The sequence below is a fragment of the Bacteroides sp. L008 genome (genome assembly GCF_040812255.1).
Classification (GTDB): Bacteria; Bacteroidota; Bacteroidia; order Bacteroidales; family Bacteroidaceae; genus Bacteroides; species Bacteroides vicugnae.
Map to the genome: position 1 here is coordinate 5,008,722 of NZ_JBFNXO010000001.1, position 23,813 is coordinate 5,032,534.

At 40.4% G+C, this 23,813-nt stretch carries 11 protein-coding genes; 6 read left to right on the forward strand and 5 right to left on the reverse strand.

The window, feature by feature from the left end; genetic code table 11:
* Positions 1-25: 25 nt before the first annotated feature.
* Both AB3G73_RS19290 and AB3G73_RS19295 read left to right on the forward strand, forming a co-directional pair.
* On the forward strand, positions 26-1,405 hold the full coding sequence (locus AB3G73_RS19290) for a sulfatase (protein ID WP_367745384.1): 1,380 nt from the start codon (positions 26-28) through the stop codon (positions 1,403-1,405).
* Between the two features lie 530 nt (positions 1,406-1,935).
* Positions 1,936-3,456, forward strand: a complete 1,521-nt coding sequence (locus AB3G73_RS19295) for an arylsulfatase (protein WP_195648882.1) — start codon at positions 1,936-1,938, stop codon at positions 3,454-3,456.
* A gap of 104 nt (positions 3,457-3,560) precedes the next feature.
* Here AB3G73_RS19295 and AB3G73_RS19300 read toward each other — a convergent pair whose 3' ends face one another.
* The 5 genes from AB3G73_RS19300 to AB3G73_RS19320 form a co-directional block, all read right to left on the reverse strand.
* Positions 3,561-5,375: a glycoside hydrolase family 2 protein gene (locus AB3G73_RS19300; RefSeq protein ID WP_195648881.1), complete on the reverse strand. Its 1,815-nt coding sequence runs from the start codon at positions 5,373-5,375 to the stop codon at positions 3,561-3,563.
* Between the two features lie 222 nt (positions 5,376-5,597).
* A complete protein-coding gene (locus tag AB3G73_RS19305) occupies positions 5,598-6,698 on the reverse strand; it encodes a glycoside hydrolase family 105 protein (protein WP_195648880.1) in 1,101 nt (366 codons plus the stop codon).
* Positions 6,699-6,769: 71 nt separating this feature from the next.
* Positions 6,770-8,632 carry an FAD-dependent oxidoreductase gene (locus AB3G73_RS19310; RefSeq protein WP_195648879.1) on the reverse strand — a complete coding sequence of 621 codons (1,863 nt, stop codon included), beginning with the start codon at positions 8,630-8,632 and terminating at the stop codon, positions 6,770-6,772.
* An 11-nt stretch (positions 8,633-8,643) separates the two neighbouring features.
* Positions 8,644-11,358 carry a sugar-binding domain-containing protein gene (locus AB3G73_RS19315; RefSeq protein ID WP_367745385.1) on the reverse strand — a complete coding sequence of 905 codons (2,715 nt, stop codon included), beginning with the start codon at positions 11,356-11,358 and terminating at the stop codon, positions 8,644-8,646.
* Between the two features lie 219 nt (positions 11,359-11,577).
* The gene (locus tag AB3G73_RS19320; RefSeq protein WP_195648877.1) at positions 11,578-13,206 is read right to left on the reverse strand and encodes a DUF6377 domain-containing protein; all 1,629 of its coding nucleotides are present in this window, start codon (positions 13,204-13,206) and stop codon (positions 11,578-11,580) included.
* A gap of 324 nt (positions 13,207-13,530) precedes the next feature.
* On the opposite strand from AB3G73_RS19320, the gene AB3G73_RS19325 reads away from it, so the two are divergent.
* The 4 genes from AB3G73_RS19325 to AB3G73_RS19340 are packed head-to-tail and all read left to right on the forward strand — an operon-like array spanning position 13,531 to position 23,800.
* A complete protein-coding gene (locus AB3G73_RS19325; RefSeq protein WP_234132648.1) occupies positions 13,531-15,600 on the forward strand; it encodes a glycosyl hydrolase 115 family protein in 2,070 nt (689 codons plus the stop codon).
* Between the two features lie 37 nt (positions 15,601-15,637).
* Positions 15,638-18,799, forward strand: coding sequence for a TonB-dependent receptor (locus tag AB3G73_RS19330; RefSeq protein ID WP_195648875.1), 3,162 nt, complete (start codon positions 15,638-15,640; stop codon positions 18,797-18,799).
* A gap of 20 nt (positions 18,800-18,819) precedes the next feature.
* Positions 18,820-20,697, forward strand: coding sequence for a RagB/SusD family nutrient uptake outer membrane protein (locus AB3G73_RS19335; protein ID WP_195648874.1), 1,878 nt, complete (start codon positions 18,820-18,822; stop codon positions 20,695-20,697).
* A gap of 25 nt (positions 20,698-20,722) precedes the next feature.
* A complete protein-coding gene (locus AB3G73_RS19340) occupies positions 20,723-23,800 on the forward strand; it encodes a SusC/RagA family TonB-linked outer membrane protein (protein ID WP_229128558.1) in 3,078 nt (1,025 codons plus the stop codon).
* Positions 23,801-23,813: the final 13 nt, after the last annotated feature.

Below are 23,813 nucleotides of genomic sequence, written 5' to 3' on the forward strand. Positions count from 1 at the left end.
CCCTATGAATTGAAAATAATACAAGATGGAAAAATCAATGATTAGCATGTGCCTTTTAGGCGGATTGGCGATAGGGAATGGGTTTGCCCAAACTCCTTCGAAACCTAATATTCTATTAATCATAGCCGACGACTGCTCCTATTATGATATAGGCTGTTTCGGGGCTGTAAACAACAAGACACCTCATATAGACGCACTGGCGGAGCAGGGGATCAAATTCAACAATGCGTATAACTCCGTTTCGATGAGTACGCCTACCCGGCATTGTGTGTATACAGGTATGTATCCGATGCATCATGGTGGTTATGCAAACCATAGTGCGGTCAATGCTGATGTAAAGTCTCTTCCCACTTATCTAGGGGAACTTGGCTATCGGGTAGGATTAGCCGGGAAATGGCATATCAGGCCTTTGGCTAACTTCCCCTTCGAGAAAGTACCGGGATTTCCTGAAGGATGTACAAGTACAAACACTGACTATCATACCAAAGGCATCGAAAAGTTTATGGAGCGTGATGCTTCCCAACCTTTCTGTCTGGTATTGGCTTCTATCAACTCGCATGCTCCCTGGACGGGTGGTGACGCTTCCGTCTTCGACCGGAAGAAACTTCAATTGCCGCCACAATTTATTGATACGGAAGTAACGCGTGAATACTATGCCAGATATTTGGCTGAAGTCGGTTTGCTCGATCAGCAGGTGGGTGACGCTATGCAGATTCTGAAAGATAAGAATCTGCTGCAGAACACGCTTGTCATTTTCATCTCCGAACAAGGTACGCAATTTGCCGGAGCTAAATGGACGAATTGGAGTGCAGGGGTCAAGTCGGCGATGGTTGCTTCCTGGCCGGGTGTCATTAAACCGGGTGTGGAAACTTCTGCCATTGTTCAATATGAGGATCTTCTTCCTACGTTCATCGATGTTGCAGGCGGAGAAATTCCTGACGTGATAGACGGAAAGAGCTTGCTGGGTGTGTTTCAGGGGAAAACGAAGACACACCATAAATATGCTTATCATGTTCACAACAATGTTCCCGAAGGTCCGGCCTATCCGATTCGCTCCATTTCAGACGGACACTATCGCTTGATCTGGAATCTGACTCCGGAAGAAACATACGTGGAAAAACATATTGAAAAGGCAGAATGGTATCTCTCCTGGAAAGCACAGGAGTCGGATCAGGCACATAAAATATTGAACCGTTACAAGAATCGTCCTGAATTCGAGCTATATGATATCAAGAAAGATCCGTTCGAGATGAATAATCTGGCGGATATGAAGAAATATAGTAAGAAGAAAGCTGAACTGACGATGGAACTGCAGAAATGGATGAAGCAGCAAAATGATACCGGAGCTGATAAAGACCAGCCACGCACCCCTAAGAACAAGCAGAAGAAAGCAGCCAATGCATAGCATTCCAACAATGCTATCGTTATTTGCTCTCTGAAAGAGATTTTATTTTTTTATTTCTCATTTCTCATAAAATCTCGATAATAAGCTTGTAATTAAATGTATATAGTATGAGAGATGTTTTTAAAACAGGCATCTCTCATACTTTTTATAGATATTTTAACGGAAAAAGGGCTTTCTCTCATACGTTTTTCAATCATTTCTCATACACTTCTCATCGAAATTGCACGGATGATGGGTACTGTAAACGCCTACATTGAAAACAGATGAAGAGCATTTTCCGTTCAAACAACCTGATGTCCTCCTGTTTTCCATTCGTTCTTGCCTTGTTATTGATAAAGCATCTGCATCGTTCCACTAGAGTGGCACAAACTGTTTACTAGAGTGCACAGACCTGTTCACTGGAGTGAAAGGGGTCGTTCACTGGAGTGGAACGAAAGAGATGGCAGTAGGATAATACGGGCATGCCGCTTGGAAAACATGAAGGCATAGGCGATATCACCTATTAACTACGGTTTTAATACATTATATATATGAATAAACTAATCACAATCTCTTCTGCACTTTTTGCAGTAACTGCTGTAAAGGCGCAAACACCCAATATCGTGTTTATATTGGCTGACGATTTAGGTTACGGAGACATCTCCGCCTTCAATCCCGAATCTAAAATCCATACTCCTAACATCGACAAACTGGCCGGGCACGGAATTGCCTTTACGGATGCCCATGCTTCCTCTGCTTTATCCACTCCTTCCAGATATTCTCTCCTGACCGGAAGATATCCGTGGCGTACCAAACTGAAACGAGGCGGTCTTAATGGTGATTCACCTGCTATGATCGACCCTGAACGTCGCACCATCGCACAAATGTTTTCAGCCAACGGATACAATACCGCTTGTATCGGCAAATGGCATTTAGGCTGGGACTGGGGATATACGGACAACGGTAGAAGCATGAAAGATATCGATTTCTCGCTCCCGATCAAGAACGGACCTACCGACAGAGGATTTGACTATTACTTCGGCATCCCTGCATCACTGGATATTTCTCCCTATGTTTACGTGGAAAACAATAAGGCAACCTCTATCCCCGATCATGTGATAGAACCCCAGAAAAAGAACCTGGCTTTACTGATGCACGGAGGAATGGCAGGAGCTGACTTCAAACCGGAAGAATGTTTTCCCAACATCATTCGTCACAGCCTGAACTATATCAATGAGCAGAAAGGCAGTAAGAAACCATTCTTCTTATATTTGCCTATTACTGCTCCCCACACACCTATATTGCCTTCGAAAGAATTTCAGGGTAAAACCAGCATCGGTCCCTATGGTGATTTTGTAGTCATGATAGACGACATGGTGCGCCAAATTGTAGAAACATTGAAGAAGAATAAACAACTGGATAACACCATCATCGTATTTGCTTCGGACAATGGCTGTGCTGCTTATATAGGCGTCAAAGATATGGAAAGACAGGGGCATTTCCCCAGTTATATCTACAAAGGCTATAAGAGTGATATTTATGAAGGCGGTCACAGAATACCGCTTATTGTCTCCTGGAAAGGTAAATACGGGAAAGAGACAAATAACTCTCTGGTTTCGTTGATTGACTTTTATGCTACCTTTGCCGAAATGCTTAACCACAATTTGGAGACGGAAGAAGCCGTCGACAGTTACAGTATGTGGCCGATATTGAGTAAGAAAGGCACTTCCACCCGCAAAGACTTGGTGCATGAAGCAGGAGAGGGGTATCTGTCTTTACGTACTTCCCAACTGAAACTGGTATTTTACGGAGGCTCCGGTGGGTGGACATATCCCGTTAAACCGGTTGATGTAGCTAAGTTCCCTCCGATGCAATTGTTTGATATCGTGAAAGATCCTTCGGAAAAAGAAAATATCATCGGTGATAAACGTTATGAGAATGAGGTGAAAGAGATGAAACGGACTATGAAGAAATATCTGGAAGAAGGACGCTCTACACCCGGTGAGAAAGTATCGAATGATACGGAGAATAGCTGGAATCAGGTAAAGATCTTCATGCAGGAAGAAGAGTAAGCCCATCGGGAAAAAATGAAAACATAAAAAAACAGCCCCCTGAATATAGACCTTCAGAGGTGCTGTTTTTAAATTCAACAAGGAAAAGAGTATTATTCTAATTATTATTTATTCAGAGAGTTACAGATTTTCTGGTTGATTTCCCTGATTTTAGCTTCATCCATTTTGATTACTTTACGGTCGTAAGTGAGCAGACCGTTGATTTCACCTTCTACGTCTGTTGTCTGAGTATATACGGCAGCAGAGAATCCTTTCTGGATCAATTCCAACAGATGTCTGCCATATTTGATGTATTCGTTGGTTACTTCGTCCGATGTATTGAACTTCACATAACCCCAGTTTTTCTTGTCATTCACCCAAGTGTTTCCTTCTACTACAAGGCCGATACCTCCGTACTCACCCAATACGGTAGCACGTCTCGGATCGTAAAGGAACATGTTTGGTCCCGGATAGTGGTGAAGGTCGAGAATATCGCCACAAGTGTAGTGATTACCACCACTGGCAGGATTCACCAGTCGGCTAGGATCGTATTCTTTGGTCCACGCTACGATTTCCGGAGTTTTGAATTGGCCCCATGCTTCATTGAAAGGTACCCATACAGCGATACTCGGATAAGAGTACAGACAGTCGATGATTTCTTTCCACTCTTTGCGGTAGTTAGCTTCGGAAGCAGCAGAGCGAATCACTTCTGTACCGTTGAAATAGTTACGTGCTTGCCACTGTGGGCTGGGACCACCGTTCGGCATATCTTGCCATACGATCAATCCCAACTGGTCGCAATGAGTGTACCAGCGTGCAGGTTCTACCTTAACGTGCTTACGTACCATGTTGTAGCCGAAGTCTTTTGTCTTTTTCAAGTCATAAACCAAAGCTTCGTCTGTCGGTGCAGTATATAAACCATCAGGCCACCATCCCTGGTCGAGCGGACCGAATTGGAAATAATCTTTGTTGTTCAACTGCAGGCGAGTGATACCATTCGGACCCTTGCGGATAGAATATTTACGCATAGCAGTATAGCTCTTTACCTGGTCGATTGCTTTTCCGTCTTTATACAGAGTCACTTCCATATTGTAAAGGAAGGGAGAGTCCGGAGACCACAGTTTAGCATTAGCAGGCATTGCCAGTTCAACGGGTACTCCGTTCAACGCTGCACCTTTGGCTACAAGGTTCTTGCCGTCGAATACTTTTACTTCCACTTTGTCAGCAGAAGTTGTGTTGGCAGCAACTTCTACCTTAACAGAGTTATTATCAATATTAGGAGTAGTTTTCAGATTAGCGATGTATTGTGCTGCCACCGGTTCCAACCACACTGTTTGCCAGATACCTGTAACCGGAGTGTACCAAATGCCATGAGGATTTGCTATTTGTTTTCCTCTGGGTTGTTCGCCACGATCTGAAGGGTCCCATACTTTTACTACCAGATCATTATTGCCTTTATTAAGTACGGAAGTGATATCGAAATAGAAAGGAGTAAATCCGCCTGTGTGTTCACCTACCTTTACGTCATTCACCCAAACTTCTGCTTTCCAGTCTACTGCTCCGAAGTGCAACAGGACTTGTTTGCCACGCCAGTTGGAAGGAACGTCGAAAGTGCGTTGGTACCACAGTTCCTCTTTCTCGTTTATCATTTTGCCTACACCTGATAAAGACGATTCTACAGCAAAAGGAACCAGAATGTCACCCTGGTAAGCAGCAGGTGCAGGAGTTCCCTTCTTTGTGATTGCATATTTCCAAAGCCCGTTCAGGTTTTTCCAGTCACTACGTTCCATGATAGGACGCGGATATTCCGGCAATACATTTTTAGGATCGAGCTGTTCTCCCCACGATGTCTTGATTTTGTCACCGGCAGGTTTCCATTGAGCAAAAGTCGAACTGCATAGAGCCAATGCAAGTAGCATTGTTAGAAAATTCTTTTTCATGTTCATGGTATACATTATAATTAGTTATTAGATATAAATTCCATAAGAAGGAACATTGCAAAGAAAGTGGAATTTAAAGAGAATAAAGGAAACTTGCCGTTCAAAAAACAGCAAAATCTCTTCTTTTTTGCCCCAAAAAGCCTTTTGGTGCCTGTTAAAGTCCCGACAAAGGGCAAAACAACAACCTTTATAGGGTGTTTCTAGAATTCTCGGCAAGTATTATTATTCTAAAAGAGCGGCAGCGCACCAAAGATAGGGAGCCTGTCCATGGAAGTCTCCTGTACGGCGCGGGCGATCATAATAATATTGTTTGTCGTTTTTCTTATTGGTTCCGATGCACACTTCTTTTACATCATTCTCATCATTGATATATCGAACTAAAGCTATCCAGGCTTTGCGGGCGACTGGCGCATATTCTTTTGCATCCAACCATCCATTCTTTACTCCTTTGATGAACGCGAAAGTGAACATGGCCGATCCGGATGTTTCGGTCCAGCAGTCTGGCTGATCGATCAGCTGATTCCACAAACCTTCCGGGTTACGATATCTTTTCAGACTTTCCATCATTGTCCGGAACCCTTGTAGAATACGAGGACGGTCTTTGTGCTTTTTGGGCAGACATTGAAGTAGCTCTGCCATACCTGCGGCTACCCATCCGTTCCCACGTCCCCAATAGTACGGCACATCCGGAGCATGATAGAAAAGACCATTCGGGCGTTGTAGTTCATCCAAATACATCACCATTTCTTTAGCTGTGCGATCAAGGTATTTTTTATCTTTAGTCACTTTATATGCTTGTGTCTGTACAATGGTTATCATGTACATATCATCAATCCATAGGCGAGTTTGCCATGTATAACCTTTATCAGCCCATCCCTTTTGCTTTATTGTTGCATTTTCCGGGATTTCCCATTGAGTGTCGGCATAAGGCATTCCTAATTCCTTATATCGTTTTTCCTTGGTGATCCGATAAAACTCTAAAGGCAAACTTCCGAACATATTTTGGTCAACATGAGTCATGGCAGGCAATATTCTATTATCGGTAGTGAATAGAGGCTCAAACTTTTCTTTCAGCATTTGCGTGAGTCTCTTATCCTTGGTGATTGTTGCAAACTTAAGAGCACCGTTCCAACTACATGTTTCCGGATAGCCAATCCATTTGTTTGCATGAAGGAGATGCTTGGATTTTACAAAACGAGATGCCAGACGCTTGCCTATCTCGTCGGGAGTGCTACCATCAGGAAAGTTTTTTAATGCACCGGTTTGGGCAACTAAGATTTGGATAGGTAGAAGACATAAAAGAAATAATGCTTTTTTGTACATAATAATTGATTTTATTCTATTAAATATTTTGCTTTTGGAGATTGAATCCCTTAATTAGAACGGTAACATTGTTATAGGAAAATCTGATCGTAAATCTGTTGCAGCACCTCTATTCTGGGCGTTATTCCCGGAGTAGCCTGGAGGCTGTGTCCGCACAACTTACTCCACTTCCGTAATGTCTCATTGTCTATTGCGTCCTGTAAATTCGCCTCCCATTCAGGTAGATACCCTCGTAATCCCATATATTGTACTAGAGGGAAATTTGCATCTTCCGGTTTTATATCACGGTAGTAAACCAGAGTTGCTTTTTGGCGGATTAGTAAATCTTGCAGCATGGTTGTATCTATATCACGTACAGATACTCTGCAATCTATTGCAAGCGAGGCTGTTATTCCTGCTGCCTGTCCTAATGCCATCCAGCAAGGTTCCATTCGTAGAGTAGAAAATCCTATGTGTGAACCGGATACGGGTACAGGAAGTAATAGATTGTCTATGTTCCGGGGAAGGATTACGCCCAATGGTACAGTGTATACGGCTGTGGGGTAACTGATAAAGCCATCCAAGTGCACTCTACCTGTTTCTCGTTTTCGGGCGGCATGTGAGTCAAGTGCATAATGACTTGCAGTAACACTATGGGGATGCAGAGGAGGACGTTTTCCTTGTTCAACCGGTAAAGCGTCTTTGGCGGTGAAAAAATAGACACCTTCAAAGCGCCTTCCTTCGCGCACATAAACCTGACGTGGAAAGTTTTCATTATCTTGATATTCGTCTTTAGCTAATCCCCACTTTGCTATATCTTTACGAAAATGTTCGGGAAGTGCCGGATCGTGTTGGGCAAACCAGAACAAGCCTAGTGTGTAGTCTTTCAAGCGTTTGGCGAATTTGTCCCGCCATTCCCAGGAAGAAGTGGGCCAAGGCCAGTTTTCTTCAGGCAAATCGGTGGAGAGGAAAGCGGCATGCTGATTATTACCATCCACTTTTTGATTGGGCAATTTCACCAGGCTACTTAACTTTTTAATACCCCAATTATCTCCCGGTAGTTTGGTGCGGTTTCCTTGTGCAATATGCCGGCGGTTTTCTTCCATCATTTCGTTTGTCACTTTCGACATAATTTTTTGCGTGTTTTTTCCGGTCCATACGTCTTCAATGAGTGAAATATATTCATCACGATTGTAAGACTCCGGTTTGGGGAAAGGAATCTGGTTTTCCGGGTTGTTTGTCAGGCAAAGACGATAATTGTATGCTTGTATTGCATTATCGGATTCTCCTGTACTGTCTTCTGACGGTTGGCTTTTCCAATATTCGTAAGTTCTCCCTGCACCGGGTTCTCCATACTCTTCCTTACTTTCTCTGCCGACACGGAAAGGTACACCGGCTGCAGCTCCCAAGTCTCCTTCATAGGTAGCATCTACAAAGATCTTGCCTTGGTACAGTTCTTTTCGTCCATTTTCACGATTTAGTACACTAATGTTTTCGATATGTCCGTTTTTGACGTTGATATTTTGATACGCTGTATCAAACTGACGCATAAGAAGAACGGTTATCTTATCTTTATGTTCGTTCAACATTTCCTGATAAATGAATGCCGCAACGGAGGGTTCGAAGTGGAATCCGTCACTACAATCTTCTACTTGCCGGGAGTTCTCTCCGTAATGTTTGATGTAGTATTGTTTCACTTTCTTCGTGAATTCGGCAAACAAACCGGTAGTAGCTTTCCGGGTGGCAATGTCTGTTGCTCCCAATCCGTTGGCAGGAAGACCGCCAAGATGGTTGGTGCGTTCCAGAATAACAGAGGTCTTGCCCTGTCTTGCAGCAGCAATTGCTGTCATTATACCACCAGGATTGCCTCCGACAATAACTAAGTCAAAACTATTCTGTGCGAATAGGTTCCAGCTTATTATTAATAAAAAGCCAAGAATGTAGATTCGTTTCACGTTGCTTATCTTTATTTCAGTTTATACTTTTGTGCATTTGTATTCCAGCCTTTCAGCGTCAATACTGCTCCATCTTTCAACTTCTCTTTTGCAGTCTCAATGGTTACCGTTTTCTTTTCACCCGGCATCAGAGAGAAGAAATTGTCTGTATAGAACGACGGACGTATCGGACTCATATTTGAGTTCAGGAATTGCAACTGGTTAAAGAAAGCAATCTGACCGGATGCATTTCTCAAAGTAATATCTACAAAGTAGTTAGTATTATCTTCTCTTACTTTATAGGTAAGTTTCACTTTTGCCTGCTTCAGTTTACTCAAATCCTCGAAACCTGAAGCTGCCGGACCGGTCAAAGTCTTACTTCCTTCATATTTGTCATTAGAACGCCAATAGAAGTTAGAAGAAACATCTTTTCCTTTCTCATCTTTCAAAATCAGCTTGATAAAATGGACTTGAGATATACTTTCCGGAAAACGAATGGTCAATGCATCGTTCACCACTCCATCCGAAGGCAGATTCACAGTAGCTGATTCTTCGAATACTTTCCGACTGTTAATGTCATACACCTGTGCTGTCACCTTGTAGTTCTTAAATTCACGGTAATAATCATTCACTACAGATACCGTATTTTTCAGATAGTCAAACTGCGCATGCAATGGCTCTAATGAGTTAGCTGTATGATAAAGCGACGCTGTCGGTTCCAAAGACCAGTCCCACATGCGGGAAGCCACTTGAGGCATGGAGCAGTTATGATACCAGAACAGTAGTCCGGAACAGAACCGGTCACCGTAATCCAGTTTATTGTAGTTCCATACTTCCCAGATACTCTTCGAATTAATAGCACCCAACAATTGTCCTTTCTGTGCAAACTCATCGATGGAAGAGGATTTTCCGTAATTATTCACCAAGTCTGTATACATAGTGCTCATCAGATGGAAACCATTTCCATCCAGATAATCCCATACTTCCTTATTGATCGGCCAAAGGTCTTTTTCATCCATCATTTCCCGAAGGATTTCCACAGTCGGGAGAGTAGGCGCACCGTATTCCGGATTAAACCCGTCTACTCGACTTCCTCTAGGAGAGGCTGTATTTTCATAATGCTGCATCGGATTTACCTGTTTGTAAGGGCTGCCATCATGCACTCCTTCACATTCGGACTGCATCTGGAATCCACGTGTGCCATCCAGTTTATTCAGTAATTCAGGAGTACCTGTAACTTCTGTACTTTCATTGGAAGCAACGTAATAAGCCAAAGAAGGATGATTGCGAATACGTTTTACGGTAGATTCCACATTGCTCATATAGAGAGCTTTATCATGCGGATGACGAGTGTCACCTGTCATCCAGAATTCCTGCCATACCAACAGTCCTAATTCATCACACAACTGGAAGAAGTAATCGGATTCTGCGATACCACCTCCCCACATTCTCAAAAGGTTGACGCCCGACTGACGAGAATAACGTAATTCAGCATAAGTACGCTCATCCGAAGTTCTCAACATGGCTTCCGGTATCCAGTTAGTGCCACGGATAAACAATCGTTTACCATTCACATAAAAGACACGTGATTTGTCCGGAGTCTTTCTATCCGAAACAATTTCTCGAATACCAAATCTTGTTTTCACTGAATCACATTCTTTACCATCAACTGACACTGTCAGCTTCAGGTCATATAAGTTTTGTGGTCCTTTATTGACAGGCCACCAAAGTTTTGGAGAGTTGATGATAAGTTGCGGAAACTCTTCAGGAGTGAAGGTAGCTATTTTTTCTTCTCCGCGTATCAGCCGGAGAGTCTTTTCGAAAGTGATATTCTCGCCCACAATTTCACCCTTTACCTTGCAACTGATTACCCGATTATTGGTTGATGGATTGATAATTTCAACTGATACAGTCTCACAAGCCTGATCATAACCGGGCTTTCTTAATTCAGACTTAACAAAAGGATGGCGCAATGCTACTCTGCCTGTAGCATAAAGGGAAATATTCTTCCATATACCTGTATTACGGTCACGAATACCATCCATAAACGTGAAATCCCAGCCCACAGTCATCAGCATCGTAGTATTCAAACCAATGTTACCGTTTCCACCGTTATGAAATTCACCGGCTGCTCCCCAAGACTTTGGCTTTGTACTTCCGGGAACATCTACCGGGTAGACTTTTATGGCCAGTCCGTTGCTCTCTCCGACTTTCACGAAGTCTGTGACATCGATATAGTCCTGAATGAACATGCCGTTCATTGTACTCAACAAGTTACCATTCACCCAAATTTCCGCCCGATAGTTAATACCATCCAACTGTAACCAGACAGTCTTTCCCTTAAATGACTGCGGAACTGTAAAATCTGTACGGAACCAGTAGGTATAAAAATCACGTCCGGTTTTAGAAATATCCGGTATCAATTTTGATTCAATCTTATTATTGATTCCATAATAAGGCTCCGGATATTTTTTATTATACACCAAAGAATTCAACACTGTTCCGGGTACGATAGCCGGCATCCAATTTGCAGTTGCATAATTGGATAACGAGATCTTCTCGCCGGGGTCTGCTGCATCTCCTGCTTTGATCATTTTCCACTGATAGTCACCCTGATGACCAATCTCTGAATCGAGCCAAAGATGTTGAGTATCTCTGGCATTGTTTATTCTATTTTGTCCGGTTGCTATTGTTGTATAGATACATAATAGATAAATAGAGAATAGAACTTTAATAGAGCTGTGCATATTCATTATATTTTTCACGGTTTTAAATCTAAGTTATTCATTTTCTGTATTCATTAGAATGTAGGCAAATTTAAAGATTGTGGACCGGATAAGAATGGGGTATGTCTATCGTATAATGAAAATATAGGTTTGGTTGAATGGCATTGTTTTGATAATCAAAGAAATAACGATATGATGATATGCAAAAATATAGGCTCTTGCATATAAATATATGGAAGTTTATAAACCTATTTTTTTGACATTCTCTTCAAAATCCTTGGGTTCTGTTGCTTTATTACGGGTGCGCACTCTGTAATTGTATACCGTGTTTACTGAATACCCTAAAATAGTAGAGATTTGCTCATTTTCTGTAATTCCCAGGCGTATTAAGGCAAAAATTCGTAAAGTAGAATTCAATGAAGACTTGTTATCTATTACGAATTGATCTTCAGAATGAAGCAATGCATTAAAACTTTCTACGAATGTAGGAAATAAGGACAGAAAAGTCTGATCAAAATCTGCAAATGTATTTTTTCTGTTATATTCCTGATTCAGATTATGAATCATTGAATAAAGAGAATCGTATTGTTTATTATCCAATTTTTGTTGGCCTACCAGTACAAACTTATCCAGTTGGTTGACAAGTTTGAAAGTTGCATCCAGATAATGTCCTATATATGAATTTTTGATTCTGTTTGCTTCTGCTAATTTTGCATTTAGTTTTTCCTGCAGTTCCCGTGAACGGCGAAGACGTTTCATTTGTATCAGAATGTAGATTATAGAGACAATTAGTATAATTGCAAAAACAGAACTTAGTATGAAACTGTCTTGGAAGGTTTGTCTTTTTACCTTTTCAATATCAAGTTTTTCTCCGACAAAAACAGGTAATAATGTTCCGATTACATTCATTCTATGACGTGTTCCGTAGAAAGTGGCATCTTCAAAAGCTTCATTTATATAATCGGAAGCAAGGTCCACATCATCTTTATAATAATAAAGTATAGTTGCCAATCCTCTTAAAGATACAGATTCATTGATCGCACTGCGAATATCATTGATGGCTGCTTGTACATAATATTCAATGGCTTCGTCGTTCAGTTCCAACTTATAGTCAATGAATGCCATCGTCGACAGAAGTATAGAAAGTGTTTCCGAATCTGTCGTATCGCATAGATGCAATGCTTGTTGATAGAATTGTTTGGCTTTTTCTACTTTATTCTCTTTGAGAGCAATTTTCCCTTTTACATAATATATAGTAGATGAATCTGTCAAATGTGATAAACTCTTGTATAATAGTTCATTTCCTAGTTTATTATATTTCGCAGAAAATACATCATCCTTTGTATAGTCTGCCAGATCATGATAAACACGGCCGAAGCTGATATAATAATTCGATAGCACGACGTCAGGTAATGCATCTTTTTCAATTTGTATTGAAGATAGAGTGTCGATAGCTTCTTTAAAGAACCCTCCACGTGCTAGGATATAGCCTAATTGAGTTTTGGCACTAATTTTATAACCTGATGAGTTTAGTTCATTGGCTATTTTACACAACTGTGTGGCATAGTGATAAGCAGAATCAAAAGAATATAATTTGAACTCATTGTATAAATTCATATATTCTTTAAATATATCTTCTTCATGCATAGCATTTTCATTGGTATGAAGAAAATGCTTAATGGAATCTACACGTTCTATTTTTTCTTGACGGTACGTTCTTTTTTGCTGCAATACGGGCGATATTCTTTTTTCGATTTCTTTTTTATTTCTTACTTGTTTTCTTTGAGAACATCCCATGTAAAATAGAGAAGTAAGGATAAAAGATATCATTAAAAAAATGAAACCGTATTTCTGTTTAACTTTTTGCATAGATTCTGATGTAAGTATACTGGAGGTTATCTAATATGAGTACTTCCGCAAAAGTATATAAAAAAAACATATAAAGGTTGTTTGTGTCTATATTATATATAAAAAAGAGTAGTATATATTCTGTACAGATATGTATAAAACCCTATATTTTTGCCTTAATCTTGTTTGTTAAGTAGTTGATTATTAGTAATTATTCTTTTTGAGAAACCTATATTTTTATTATACGATAAACATACTTCATTTTTATCCAGTTCATAATTTTTAAATTTGCCTCCACTTCAATAAATAGGATGTTAATGACTTGAATTTAAAAATCGTGAGACTATGAAGAATTATAGTAGACTGTTTGTATCGCTTCTGATTATGCTGTCTTTTATTTCCATTTCATCGTTAGCAATAAATGCTAACTCATCTCTAAATTTAAAAGATGGTAACTTTCAGATTGTGGTATCCGGTCACGAAGTTGAACCTGTGAAATTGGCGGTGGCAACTTTATCTAAAGACTTTGAGAAAGTGATGCATTATAAACCGGAGATTTCTCAAAGGGCTGATAATGCAAAAGGGATAGATATTGTAGTTGTTAATGAATCTACGGATGATCTGTTAATTGATAAATTACTGCTTCGCTCTTTAGATGGTTTTGAATCCCATAGAATTTATTGTGATGTGTTGAAGAGACGGATATACATCCATGGAAAAGATATGCGGGGCACTATTTATGCCCTTTATACATTTAGTGAACAGTTTCTTGAAGTGCCGGCATTATGGTATTTCTCGTCTTGGGAACCACAGTATAAGAAACAAGTAATGATTTCTTCAGATTTTGACTATTATCAAAAGTCTCCACAAGTTCGATATCGTGCATGGTTTCCTAATGATACAGATTTATTTGAGCCATGGAGGAAGCTGTCGAAAGAAAATGATGAATTGTGGCTTGAGACTATGTTGAGGCTGAAACTTAATACTGTAGAATTAGAAGCGACAGTAACATACCCTGATTATAAATTGAATAGTCGAGCTGCATTATTGCGTAAATATGGTCTGATATTAACTTCTCATCATCACGTTGCTTGTAACAACAATCTGATGAATTGGGAGGGCTATTGGCGGACAGTGCGTAAAATGGAACCGCCTAAGTTATTATTGTCTGATGAGGAATCGTTGCGTGAGTTCTGGCAGTATAGCATTGAAACTGTGTGCCGTGATAAACAGGAAAATCTTTGGCAGATTTCTTTCCGTGGAATTAATGACCAGCCTTTTTGGGCAGCTTTCTCTGATGCTCCGGAAACGGATAAGGAGCGTGCGGAGGTTATTAACCGTATGATCCGTATTCAACTGGATATGATAAAGGAAGCAACAGGTGAAAAAGATCCTTTTGTTCGTATGACTTTTTATGATGAACTGTCTGATTTATTAGCCAAAGACTATCTTCAGCCACCAACGGGTGAGAATATGCTTTGGACATTTGTGGCCGGGCGGAGAGACCATTATCCTTATGATGATTTGGTTGCCTTTGATACAAAAAAGCAAGTGAAGCTGGGCTATTATATGAATCTTCAGTTTACTTCTACCGGTGCTCATCTGGCTCCGGCCGAAGGTCCGTGGAAAATGGAGTTTAATTATCGATATGTCAATACTCGTGGACCGCTGACTTTCTCTGTTGTCAACGCAGGTAATTTGCGGGAATTTGTAATGGAAATGGCTGCCAATGCTCGTATGATGTGGGATATGCAGCTTTATGATACTGATTCGTTTTTACTGGATTTTTGTACGCAGTACTTTGGAAAGAAACATGCCGCTAAAGTTGCTAAGCTTTATCATGATTATTATTATGCTTATTGGCAGCAGAAGCCTTCTGCATTTCCAAATATGGAACGGCAGTTTATTTTTCAGGATTTAAGATATTCACGTGTATTCGATCAAATAGGAAAACGTTTTCAGGATTTTTCTCCCAATCCTTTGTATGATATAGGATTTGAACGGATACCGGGACGGACGTTTCGTATTGACGGAAATAATCAAGTTGACTCTTTAATTGCAGGAATGGAGAGAGCTGTATTTCGTTTTGGTGAAGTTTCCCGTCGTTGTGAGGATCTTCTGAAACAACTTCCTTGTCAAGATCAACGTTTCTTCAGGGATAATCTGGCAGCTCCGTGTCATTATATGGAAGCCTTAAGCCGTTCATTATATCATTTTGTTCTTGCATATAAAAATACTGATGAACGGGTTGAAAATCTGGATGCTGCAATTAGGCAGTTAGAGGAAGCTCGTGATACGCTCTATGCTACTCAAGAAGGCGTATTTGCTACTTGGTATACTGGGGATTCGTTCAACGGTAAATTCAATATTCCCGCTAAACTAAAGTTATTGTATAAACTACGTAAAGAGATTTAATAACAATTTATATTAATTACCTAATTGGATCTAATTTATGAGAAATGTAGATTTTAGCACGAAAGTATTTCGTCTGCTGATGTTGGTTCTATTGCTCTTTTCGGTACAGATCAGTCATGCCGATGGAGGATGGCCAAAAACAGTCAAGGGACGAATTGTGGATGCGAAAAGTGGTGAGACTCTTATCGGGGTGAATATCCAGATTAAGGGAACTACTACAGGTACGATTTCTGATTTTGATGGAGGGTTTCAGCTGACTGTTAAAGCTAATTCTGTTCTTCAATTTTCGTATGTAGGCTATAAGTCCATTGAAATGAAAGCTGAAGAGGCAGTCAAAAGAACCGTTTTTAAGATGCAGGAAGATGCGAGTGTACTCGAAGAAGTTGTAGTGGTGGGTTATGGTGTTCAGAAAAAAGTGACGAATGTTGGTTCTATCACTCAAGCGGACGGACTGGAATTGATGAAGTCTGGTAGTGTGAACTCTGTTTCGGAAGCTCTTCAAGGAAAGTTGAATGGTGTCATAGCAATCAATTCTTCGGGAAAGCCGGGTGATAATGATGTGACGATGTATATTCGTGGTAAGAGTACATGGGGGAATACGAATCCTTTAGTATTAGTGGATGGCATCGAGCGCGACATGGATGATATTGACATGAATGAAATTGAAACAATTTCTGTTCTGAAAGATGCTTCTGCAACGGCTGTTTATGGTGTGCGTGGTGGTAATGGTGTGATTCTTATTACAACCAAACGTGGTACGGACAATTCGCCGGAAATTAATTTTTCGGCAAATGTGACGTTTAAGAGTCCGACGACAAGTATGCATTTAGCTGATCATGTGACGGCTATGCAAGCGTATAATCGAGGGCTTGCTAATGATGGAAGTTGGGATAAATTGATTCCTCTTTCTACGATTGAAGCTTGGCAGCGTGCTTATGAGGAAGGTAACTATGGTGCTTACAACGATGTATTTCCTTATGTGAATTGGTGGGATGAATTGGTAAGTAGTGGCTATACCCAAAATTATAATGTAAACATACGTGGAGGAACTGGTTATATGAAGTATTTTGCTTCTGTAGGTTATCAGGGAGACGGTGATATCTACAATTTGAAAGAAAACGATGCTTTTGATCCGCGACATACGTACAAACGTTATAATTGGCGCTCTAATTTTGATTTTAATATTACTTCCACCACAAAACTTTCTGTGAATGTTGCCGGTAAAATGGCATATCGTAACAAATCTCTAGATAGCGATAATCCATTTAACCGTATAATGACAGAGTCTACGAGCGATCACCCTGTGAAATATTCTGATGGATATTGGGGAGATGATGAAGAAAAGAATCCGGTTGCTAATATGAATCTGGCCGGTGCAAACTTACGTAAGACTTTTCAAGGCTGGTATGATGCGTCTCTTGAGCAGAAACTGGATTTTATTACTCCCGGATTAAAAATTGGTGCTAAGCTGTCTTATTCTTCTTCCTCTACTACCTCGACTAATGTAACTCGTGGAGGAAGTGCGAATCAGGCGTTAAAGTCTATAATCCGTTATCATCGTGTTTACGACTACGCTAATCCGATTATTAATCAGGATGGTTCGGTTTCGTATCCAATGATTGAGAATACACGTCTTCCTGATGCAGAGTCCGTACCCTTGTCTCCTACTGTTGAATATTATGATAGGTTAGATGGATATACACGTCGTTTCTATTATGAGTTTTCAGTAGCTTATAACCGTACATTCAATGGTCATAATGTCGGGGCACTTGCTTTGTTTAATCGGCAGATTTATGATTCAAAAGATGGTGACAATGTTCGTTTCCCTAGCTATAATGAGGACTGGGTAGGACGTGTGACATATAACTGGAAAGAGCGGTATTTAGGAGAGATGAATGTTTCGTATACGGGTTCGGAAAAGTTTGCTCGCGGACATCGTTTTGGATTGTTTCCTTCATTTTCTTTGGGATGGCGTCTTTCGGAAGAACCGTTTATAAAGAAAAGTAGTGTAAGTAAGATACTGACTAATCTTAAGTTTCGTTATTCATGGGGAAAGGTCGGTTCTGATGCAGGAGCAAGTCGCTGGAATTATATACAGTCATTTACTTCTGGGGGAGTGATAACATTGGGTGATACGCAAACGCATGAATGGGGACCTATTTATAAAGAAGGCTCTATTGCAAACGTGGGCTCGACTTGGGAGAAGTCAACCAAACAAAATTTGGGAATTGAAGTGGGATTCTGGAACAAACTATCCATGACACTGGACTTGTTTGATGAGAAACGAAAGGATATTTTAATGACACCTAACACTACTTCATCAATAGCAGGCGCGACTTTCAATGCTGTGAATATGGGGCGTACTAAGAATCATGGATTTGAAGTAGAGTTGCGCTGGCAAGATAAAATAGGTAAGGATTTTCGTTATAATGTTGGTTTCACTATGGCATCAAGTGAAAACCGGGTTGTGTTCCGTGATGACCCATATCGTTCTCCAGAGCACCTGAAAGGTGCAGGAAAGCCTATTGGACATCAGATTCGCTATTTGGCTATTGGTAATTATGGAACTATTGATGATGTATTTAATTATGCCCAAACAGGTTCTATTAATTCTGTTGCTCCGAGTCAGGTAATTCCAGGTGATTTGGTTTATGTTGATTTCGATGCCAATGGTGTTTTGAATGGTTCTGATAAAGTTGCAGTTTCACAACTTAATTACCCCTTGCACACTTATAGTTTTCAATTAGGATTTGACTGGAAAGGATTAGGGTTTAGTGCCATGTTTTATGCTCCAACAGGTGTCTATAAATTAGTAGATCATGTATATATGGCTTCATTTATCGATGGAAAGATTAATGCACAGCCTGATGTCATGGCTGCATGGACACCGGAAACTGCCAATCAGGGTGGCATTACAACTCCGGCTTTACATTTGATTAATAATGGCAGATTTAATGGAACAGAGAGTACATATCGTTATCGAAATTTCTCTTATCTGCGTTTGAAAAATCTTGAAGTTAGCTATAAATTACCCAAACGTTGGTTGCAAGCTGCGCGTATTTCCAATTTACAGCTTTATGTGAATGGCAATAATTTGTTGACATTTTGGGGAGGAGATAACCGTATTGACCCGGAAGGTAACCAGAAAGGCTATCCTATTCTGCGTTCGATAACCTCCGGTATAAGACTCTCGTTCTGATTCATTTAATAATTGGTAGTATGAAGAATAAATGTATATATATATTGTTGGCGGGATTTTTCTTGCTTTTAAATGTAGGATGCGAAGATTTCCTGGATAAACGTGAAGATGCTGGCGGGCTTGACGAAACTTCTGTTTATGCAAATTATGAATCGATTCGTGGCTTTTTGGATGGTGTATATTCCAAATTAGATAATTACAATTGGTTTGAAAGTGCTGATGGAGGTAGTTATGGCCGTACTTATGTGGGTGTAATGGCCGATGAAATGGCAGCAACATATAATAGTACGGTTTTTGCTAAATTCTTTTCAGGCTCTTGGTTATTGACGGGTAAGAGTGAAAATGTTACTGAGATTGGTAATGGGGATAAAACACCGATAGGAAAGGCATATCCATCTTTACGTATTGTGAATCGTGTGATTGCCAATATTGATAAAGTCCCGTTGACGGAAGAACAAAAAAAAGAGATTCTGGGACAGGCTTATTTTTATCGTGCCTGGTTTTATTTCTCGGTTATAAAACGTTATGGAGGTATGCCTATCATAGATCGCGTTTTTGAGGGTGGAGATGATGATCTTCCCCGTGTCACTTATCATGAAAGTTCGGATTGGATGATTGGGGATATCGATAAAGCGATAGCTATGCTTCCTGATACTTGGGAAAATATGCAGTACGGTCGTCCGACGAAATTGGCAGCCATGGCTTTCAAAGAGATGGCGTTATTGTATGATGCAAGTCCTTTAATGCAAAATGATCTGAATTCAATTGAAGTGAAAACTTATGATCGGGAACGGGCGAAGAAAGCGGCACAGGCTGCTTGGCAGGCTATTAAGTATATGAAAGATAATGAGGGGGTGACCGGAGTGAGGATGGAGACTAAGGAAGAATATACGAATATTTTTTGGTTTCCGGATACGCAGATAAAGCAGCCAGAACATATATGGACGCGCCGTAGCATGAAAAATACAACGGATCGGAGTAAAACGTTACGTGCGTTCTGGCTTTATCCGGAGTTGGCTACAGGCACGGGGGCGGAAGCGTTTGCCATGTCTTGTCCGACGTTGAATGCTGTTAATATGTACGAACGTCAGGGGGATGATGGAATATATTATCCGATTGATGATCCTCGTTCCGGTTATGAGTTTGATCCAGAACATGCTTTCACCAAACGTGACCCTCGTTTTTATAATAATATATTAATTCCTGGTGATAAATGGGGAACTTACCAGAATGGTGCAACCTATTATATTCGTTTATGGGTTGGTTCAAAACCATATAATGACTTTTTGACATCCAAACATTCGAATGGACGTGAAATATCGGGTTTTATGTGCCGTAAATTTCTTTGGGAAGATGCTCATGGGCAGCACTTTCCTAGTGGTAATGATAAATGGTTAAGATACTGTGCGCAAACTGTATTTATTCGGGTTGCTCAGCTTTATCTGGATTTTGCAGAAGCATCGTTTGAAGCGACTGGAAGTGCGACAGCTACAGTAGAGAATTGTGGAATGACGGCAGAAGAAGCTATAAATTTAGTTCGTAATCGTGTAGATGTGACGGATTTGCCTTCGGATATAGTGAATGATCCGGAGAAGTTCCGTGAAGCGTATCGTCGTGAACGTGGGGTAGAGCTTATGTTCGAGCATCACCGTTGGTGGGATGTGCGTCGTTGGATGATTATGCATGATTTATTTAAAACAGCATATCCTCTTCAAGGAGTTAAGTTTCATCCTGTTGGTTCGTATGGTGATAAAACAAGACCGGAAAGTTTCACTTATGAGAAATTTGACATGACTAAAGAAGTTCGGGGATTCTCGAATATGCGTAATTACTGGTATCCGTTGCCACAGCATGATGTGGATGCGCTTCGCAATTTGCAACAGAATCCGGGTTGGTAATGAAAATACTTAATTTTAGATGTTTATGAGAAACAGATATCGTATATTTTTCATGGGATTGTTTGCGTCGGCTTTTTTGATAGGAGGTACAATGGACGTGGAAGCCCAGAACAAGAATAAGAAGAAAATTCCGGTAATTGAGGTAAAAGCTCGAGTAACCGATGTAAACGGTCAGCCGTTGCGTGATGTTATGGTATTAAGTGGGGGTGGAGCAATAACTAATTATACAGATGTGAATGGTTGTTTCTCCCTTAAAACAAAGGCAAATGGCACCATTCTGATTGAGACTCCTGGGTATAAGGATGCAGTGATTAATTTACAGGAGGGGGGATGTCCCAGTGAAATCAAACTTGAGCTTGAAGGATTGTACTCAACAGAACGTGATATTTATGAACGTGGTGATGGTGCTAAAACATATCAGTCTGATTTAACGGCTGCTATTGGTCATGTGAATATTGAACATTTGAAAACAATGCCTGAATTACAACTATCCAATACTTTGCAAGGACAGGCGGCTGGTCTGATTGCTATTGCAGGGACGGGCGGAATTGGCTATGATAATTCGACACTTTATATTCGCGGGCATCACAACAATGGTACGAATAATGCTATTGTAATTGTTGATGGGATTGAACGTCCGATTGATGATATTCTTCCGGAGGAAATAGAATCAATTGAGATTTTGAAAGATGCTCCGGCTAAAATTCTGTATGGAGCGCAGGCCACTAATGGAGTGGTGCTGGTGCGCACTAAACGTGGAGAAGCACATAAGCGTATTATTCGGCTTGGATTAGAATATGGTGTGCAACCTACAACACGTTTACCTAAGTATCTCGATTCTTATAATTATGCCACATTGTTTAATGAGGCACGTGAAAATGACGGTATGTCTCCATTTTATACGGATAAAGATTTAGAAGGTTACCGTCATTCATCAGGAGTAAATGACCTGCTTTATCCTAATGTAGATTATTATAAAGAGTTTCTTCGTGATCAGAATACTTTCCGGAAAGCCACTCTTGAACTGAATGGTGGAAATAAAAATGCTACTTATGCTGTGACTGTAGGCTATACAGGAAGTTCTGGTTTGGAAAAAGTGGGAGACCGTTCTGACTTGAATAGAATAAACGCTCGTGGTAATCTGGATATTCGTATTACAGATTTTCTTTCGGTTGCAGCAGATGTTGCGGCACGTATTGAAAAGAAGGACTGGGGAGCAAAGGATGGTGAAGGACTATTTGGAGAGATATCTACCCTTCGTTCCAATGAATATCCATTTATAATCTCTCCGGAGGCGATCAACGGGCATGATGGTATTGCTGTAGATGGAAGTTCTTTGATTTTTGGAGCAAGCTCTCGTAAATCAAGCAATCTTTATTCAGATATGGCATATGGGGGGAATACATCAGAAAGATATGTAAACAGTCAGACGAATCTGGGATTAAAATTTGATTTGAATGAGTTTGTAGAAGGATTGACTGCCGATGCTTATATGACTTTTGATAATTACAGTTATTTACGTCAGGAATTACGTAATGCATACCCAACTTATTCTATTGATCGTTATTTGGATGCTAATGGTGATGAAGTTCTTCGTTTTACGGAGCGAAAAAGACTGAATTTGCCTAAGAAGCAATCGATTGTAGCAAATAATACATATCGCTATTTCGGATGGCGGGCGAATGTGGGGTATGAAAATAGATTCGGACTTCATAGAGTCTCTGCCAATGCTGCTTTTCGTTATACTCAAGAAGAAGCCACAGGCAGTTCACAGGACTCGAAAGATGCTAATTTTACATTCCGGGCTAATTATAATTATGACAAACGGTATATGCTTGAAGGTACACTTTCTGCAATGGGAAGTAATAAGTTTGAGAAAGGTAGCCAATACTTCTTTGCCCGGGCAATTGGCGCAGCGTGGGTACTTTCTAATGAATCGTTCTTGAAAAATATGAAAAAAGTAGACTTTTTGAAGTTAAAGGCTAGTTACGGTCATCTTGGTTATGCTGGTAATACCGGTTTCTTCCTTTATAGAACAAATTGGAAAAAAGGAGATAAGGAAGAGTTCAGACCGACTATTGGGGGGAATACTACCGATCTTTCTCGTTGGGGTAATCCCGATTTGGAGTGGGAGTATTCTAATGAGCTGAACGTGGGTGCAGAAGGGCTTTTCTTGCATAACCGCCTTTCTACTGAAATTAACTATTTCCGTGAGTTGCGTAAGAATATTATAGGTGTAAATAATGCTAAGTATGCAGCAACAGGAGGTGATTTTATTCCGTACGAGAACATTGGGGAAGTCATGAATCAGGGATTTGATGCTTATGTAAGTTGGAATGATAAAATAGGAAAGGATTTTACTTATAATGTGGGATTCAATATTACTTATACGAAAAATAAATTGCGTAAAAGTAATGAACTAAGTAATATGGAAGAGTATCGTAAGGCAATAGGACGTCCGACCAGCACGATCTTTGGATGGCAGGCACAAGGACTTTTTGGTAAAGATGTTCCTCTTGCAGGTCATGCTAATCAGACTTTTGGCAATTATCAGGTCGGTGACATTGCTTATGCGGATTTGAATGGTGATGGAACTGTCGATAATAATGACCAAAAAAGTATTGGGCAGAGTTTTCCTACTACAACAATGGGGATTGATGTTACTTTAAATTATAAAGGATTTGGTCTTTATATTTTAGGTACTGTCACCACAGGTATTACTAAGTTATGCACGAGTTCTTATTACTGGAACTCTGGTCTTAACGGATATTCTGTACTTGCATTTGACCGTTATCACCCAGTGAACAATCCAGAGGGGACTCAACCCCGCTTGACAACAATGGCAGCCGATAACAATCAACGTAACTCTACATTCTGGGCGGAGAATGGTTCGTTTTTCCGTCTTAAGAATATTGAGTTGAGTTATACTTTGGTGAATAAATCAGGAAAAGGTATCGGCAAGAACTATAAGTTTTTTGTTCGTGGAACTAATCTTTTTGTTCTTTCAGGCATTAAAGATCTTGATCCGGAAAGGATACTCTCTGGTGTGACTAATTATCCTACCTACCGTACTGTTACGGGTGGATTATCAATCTCTTTCTAAACTTATTATGATT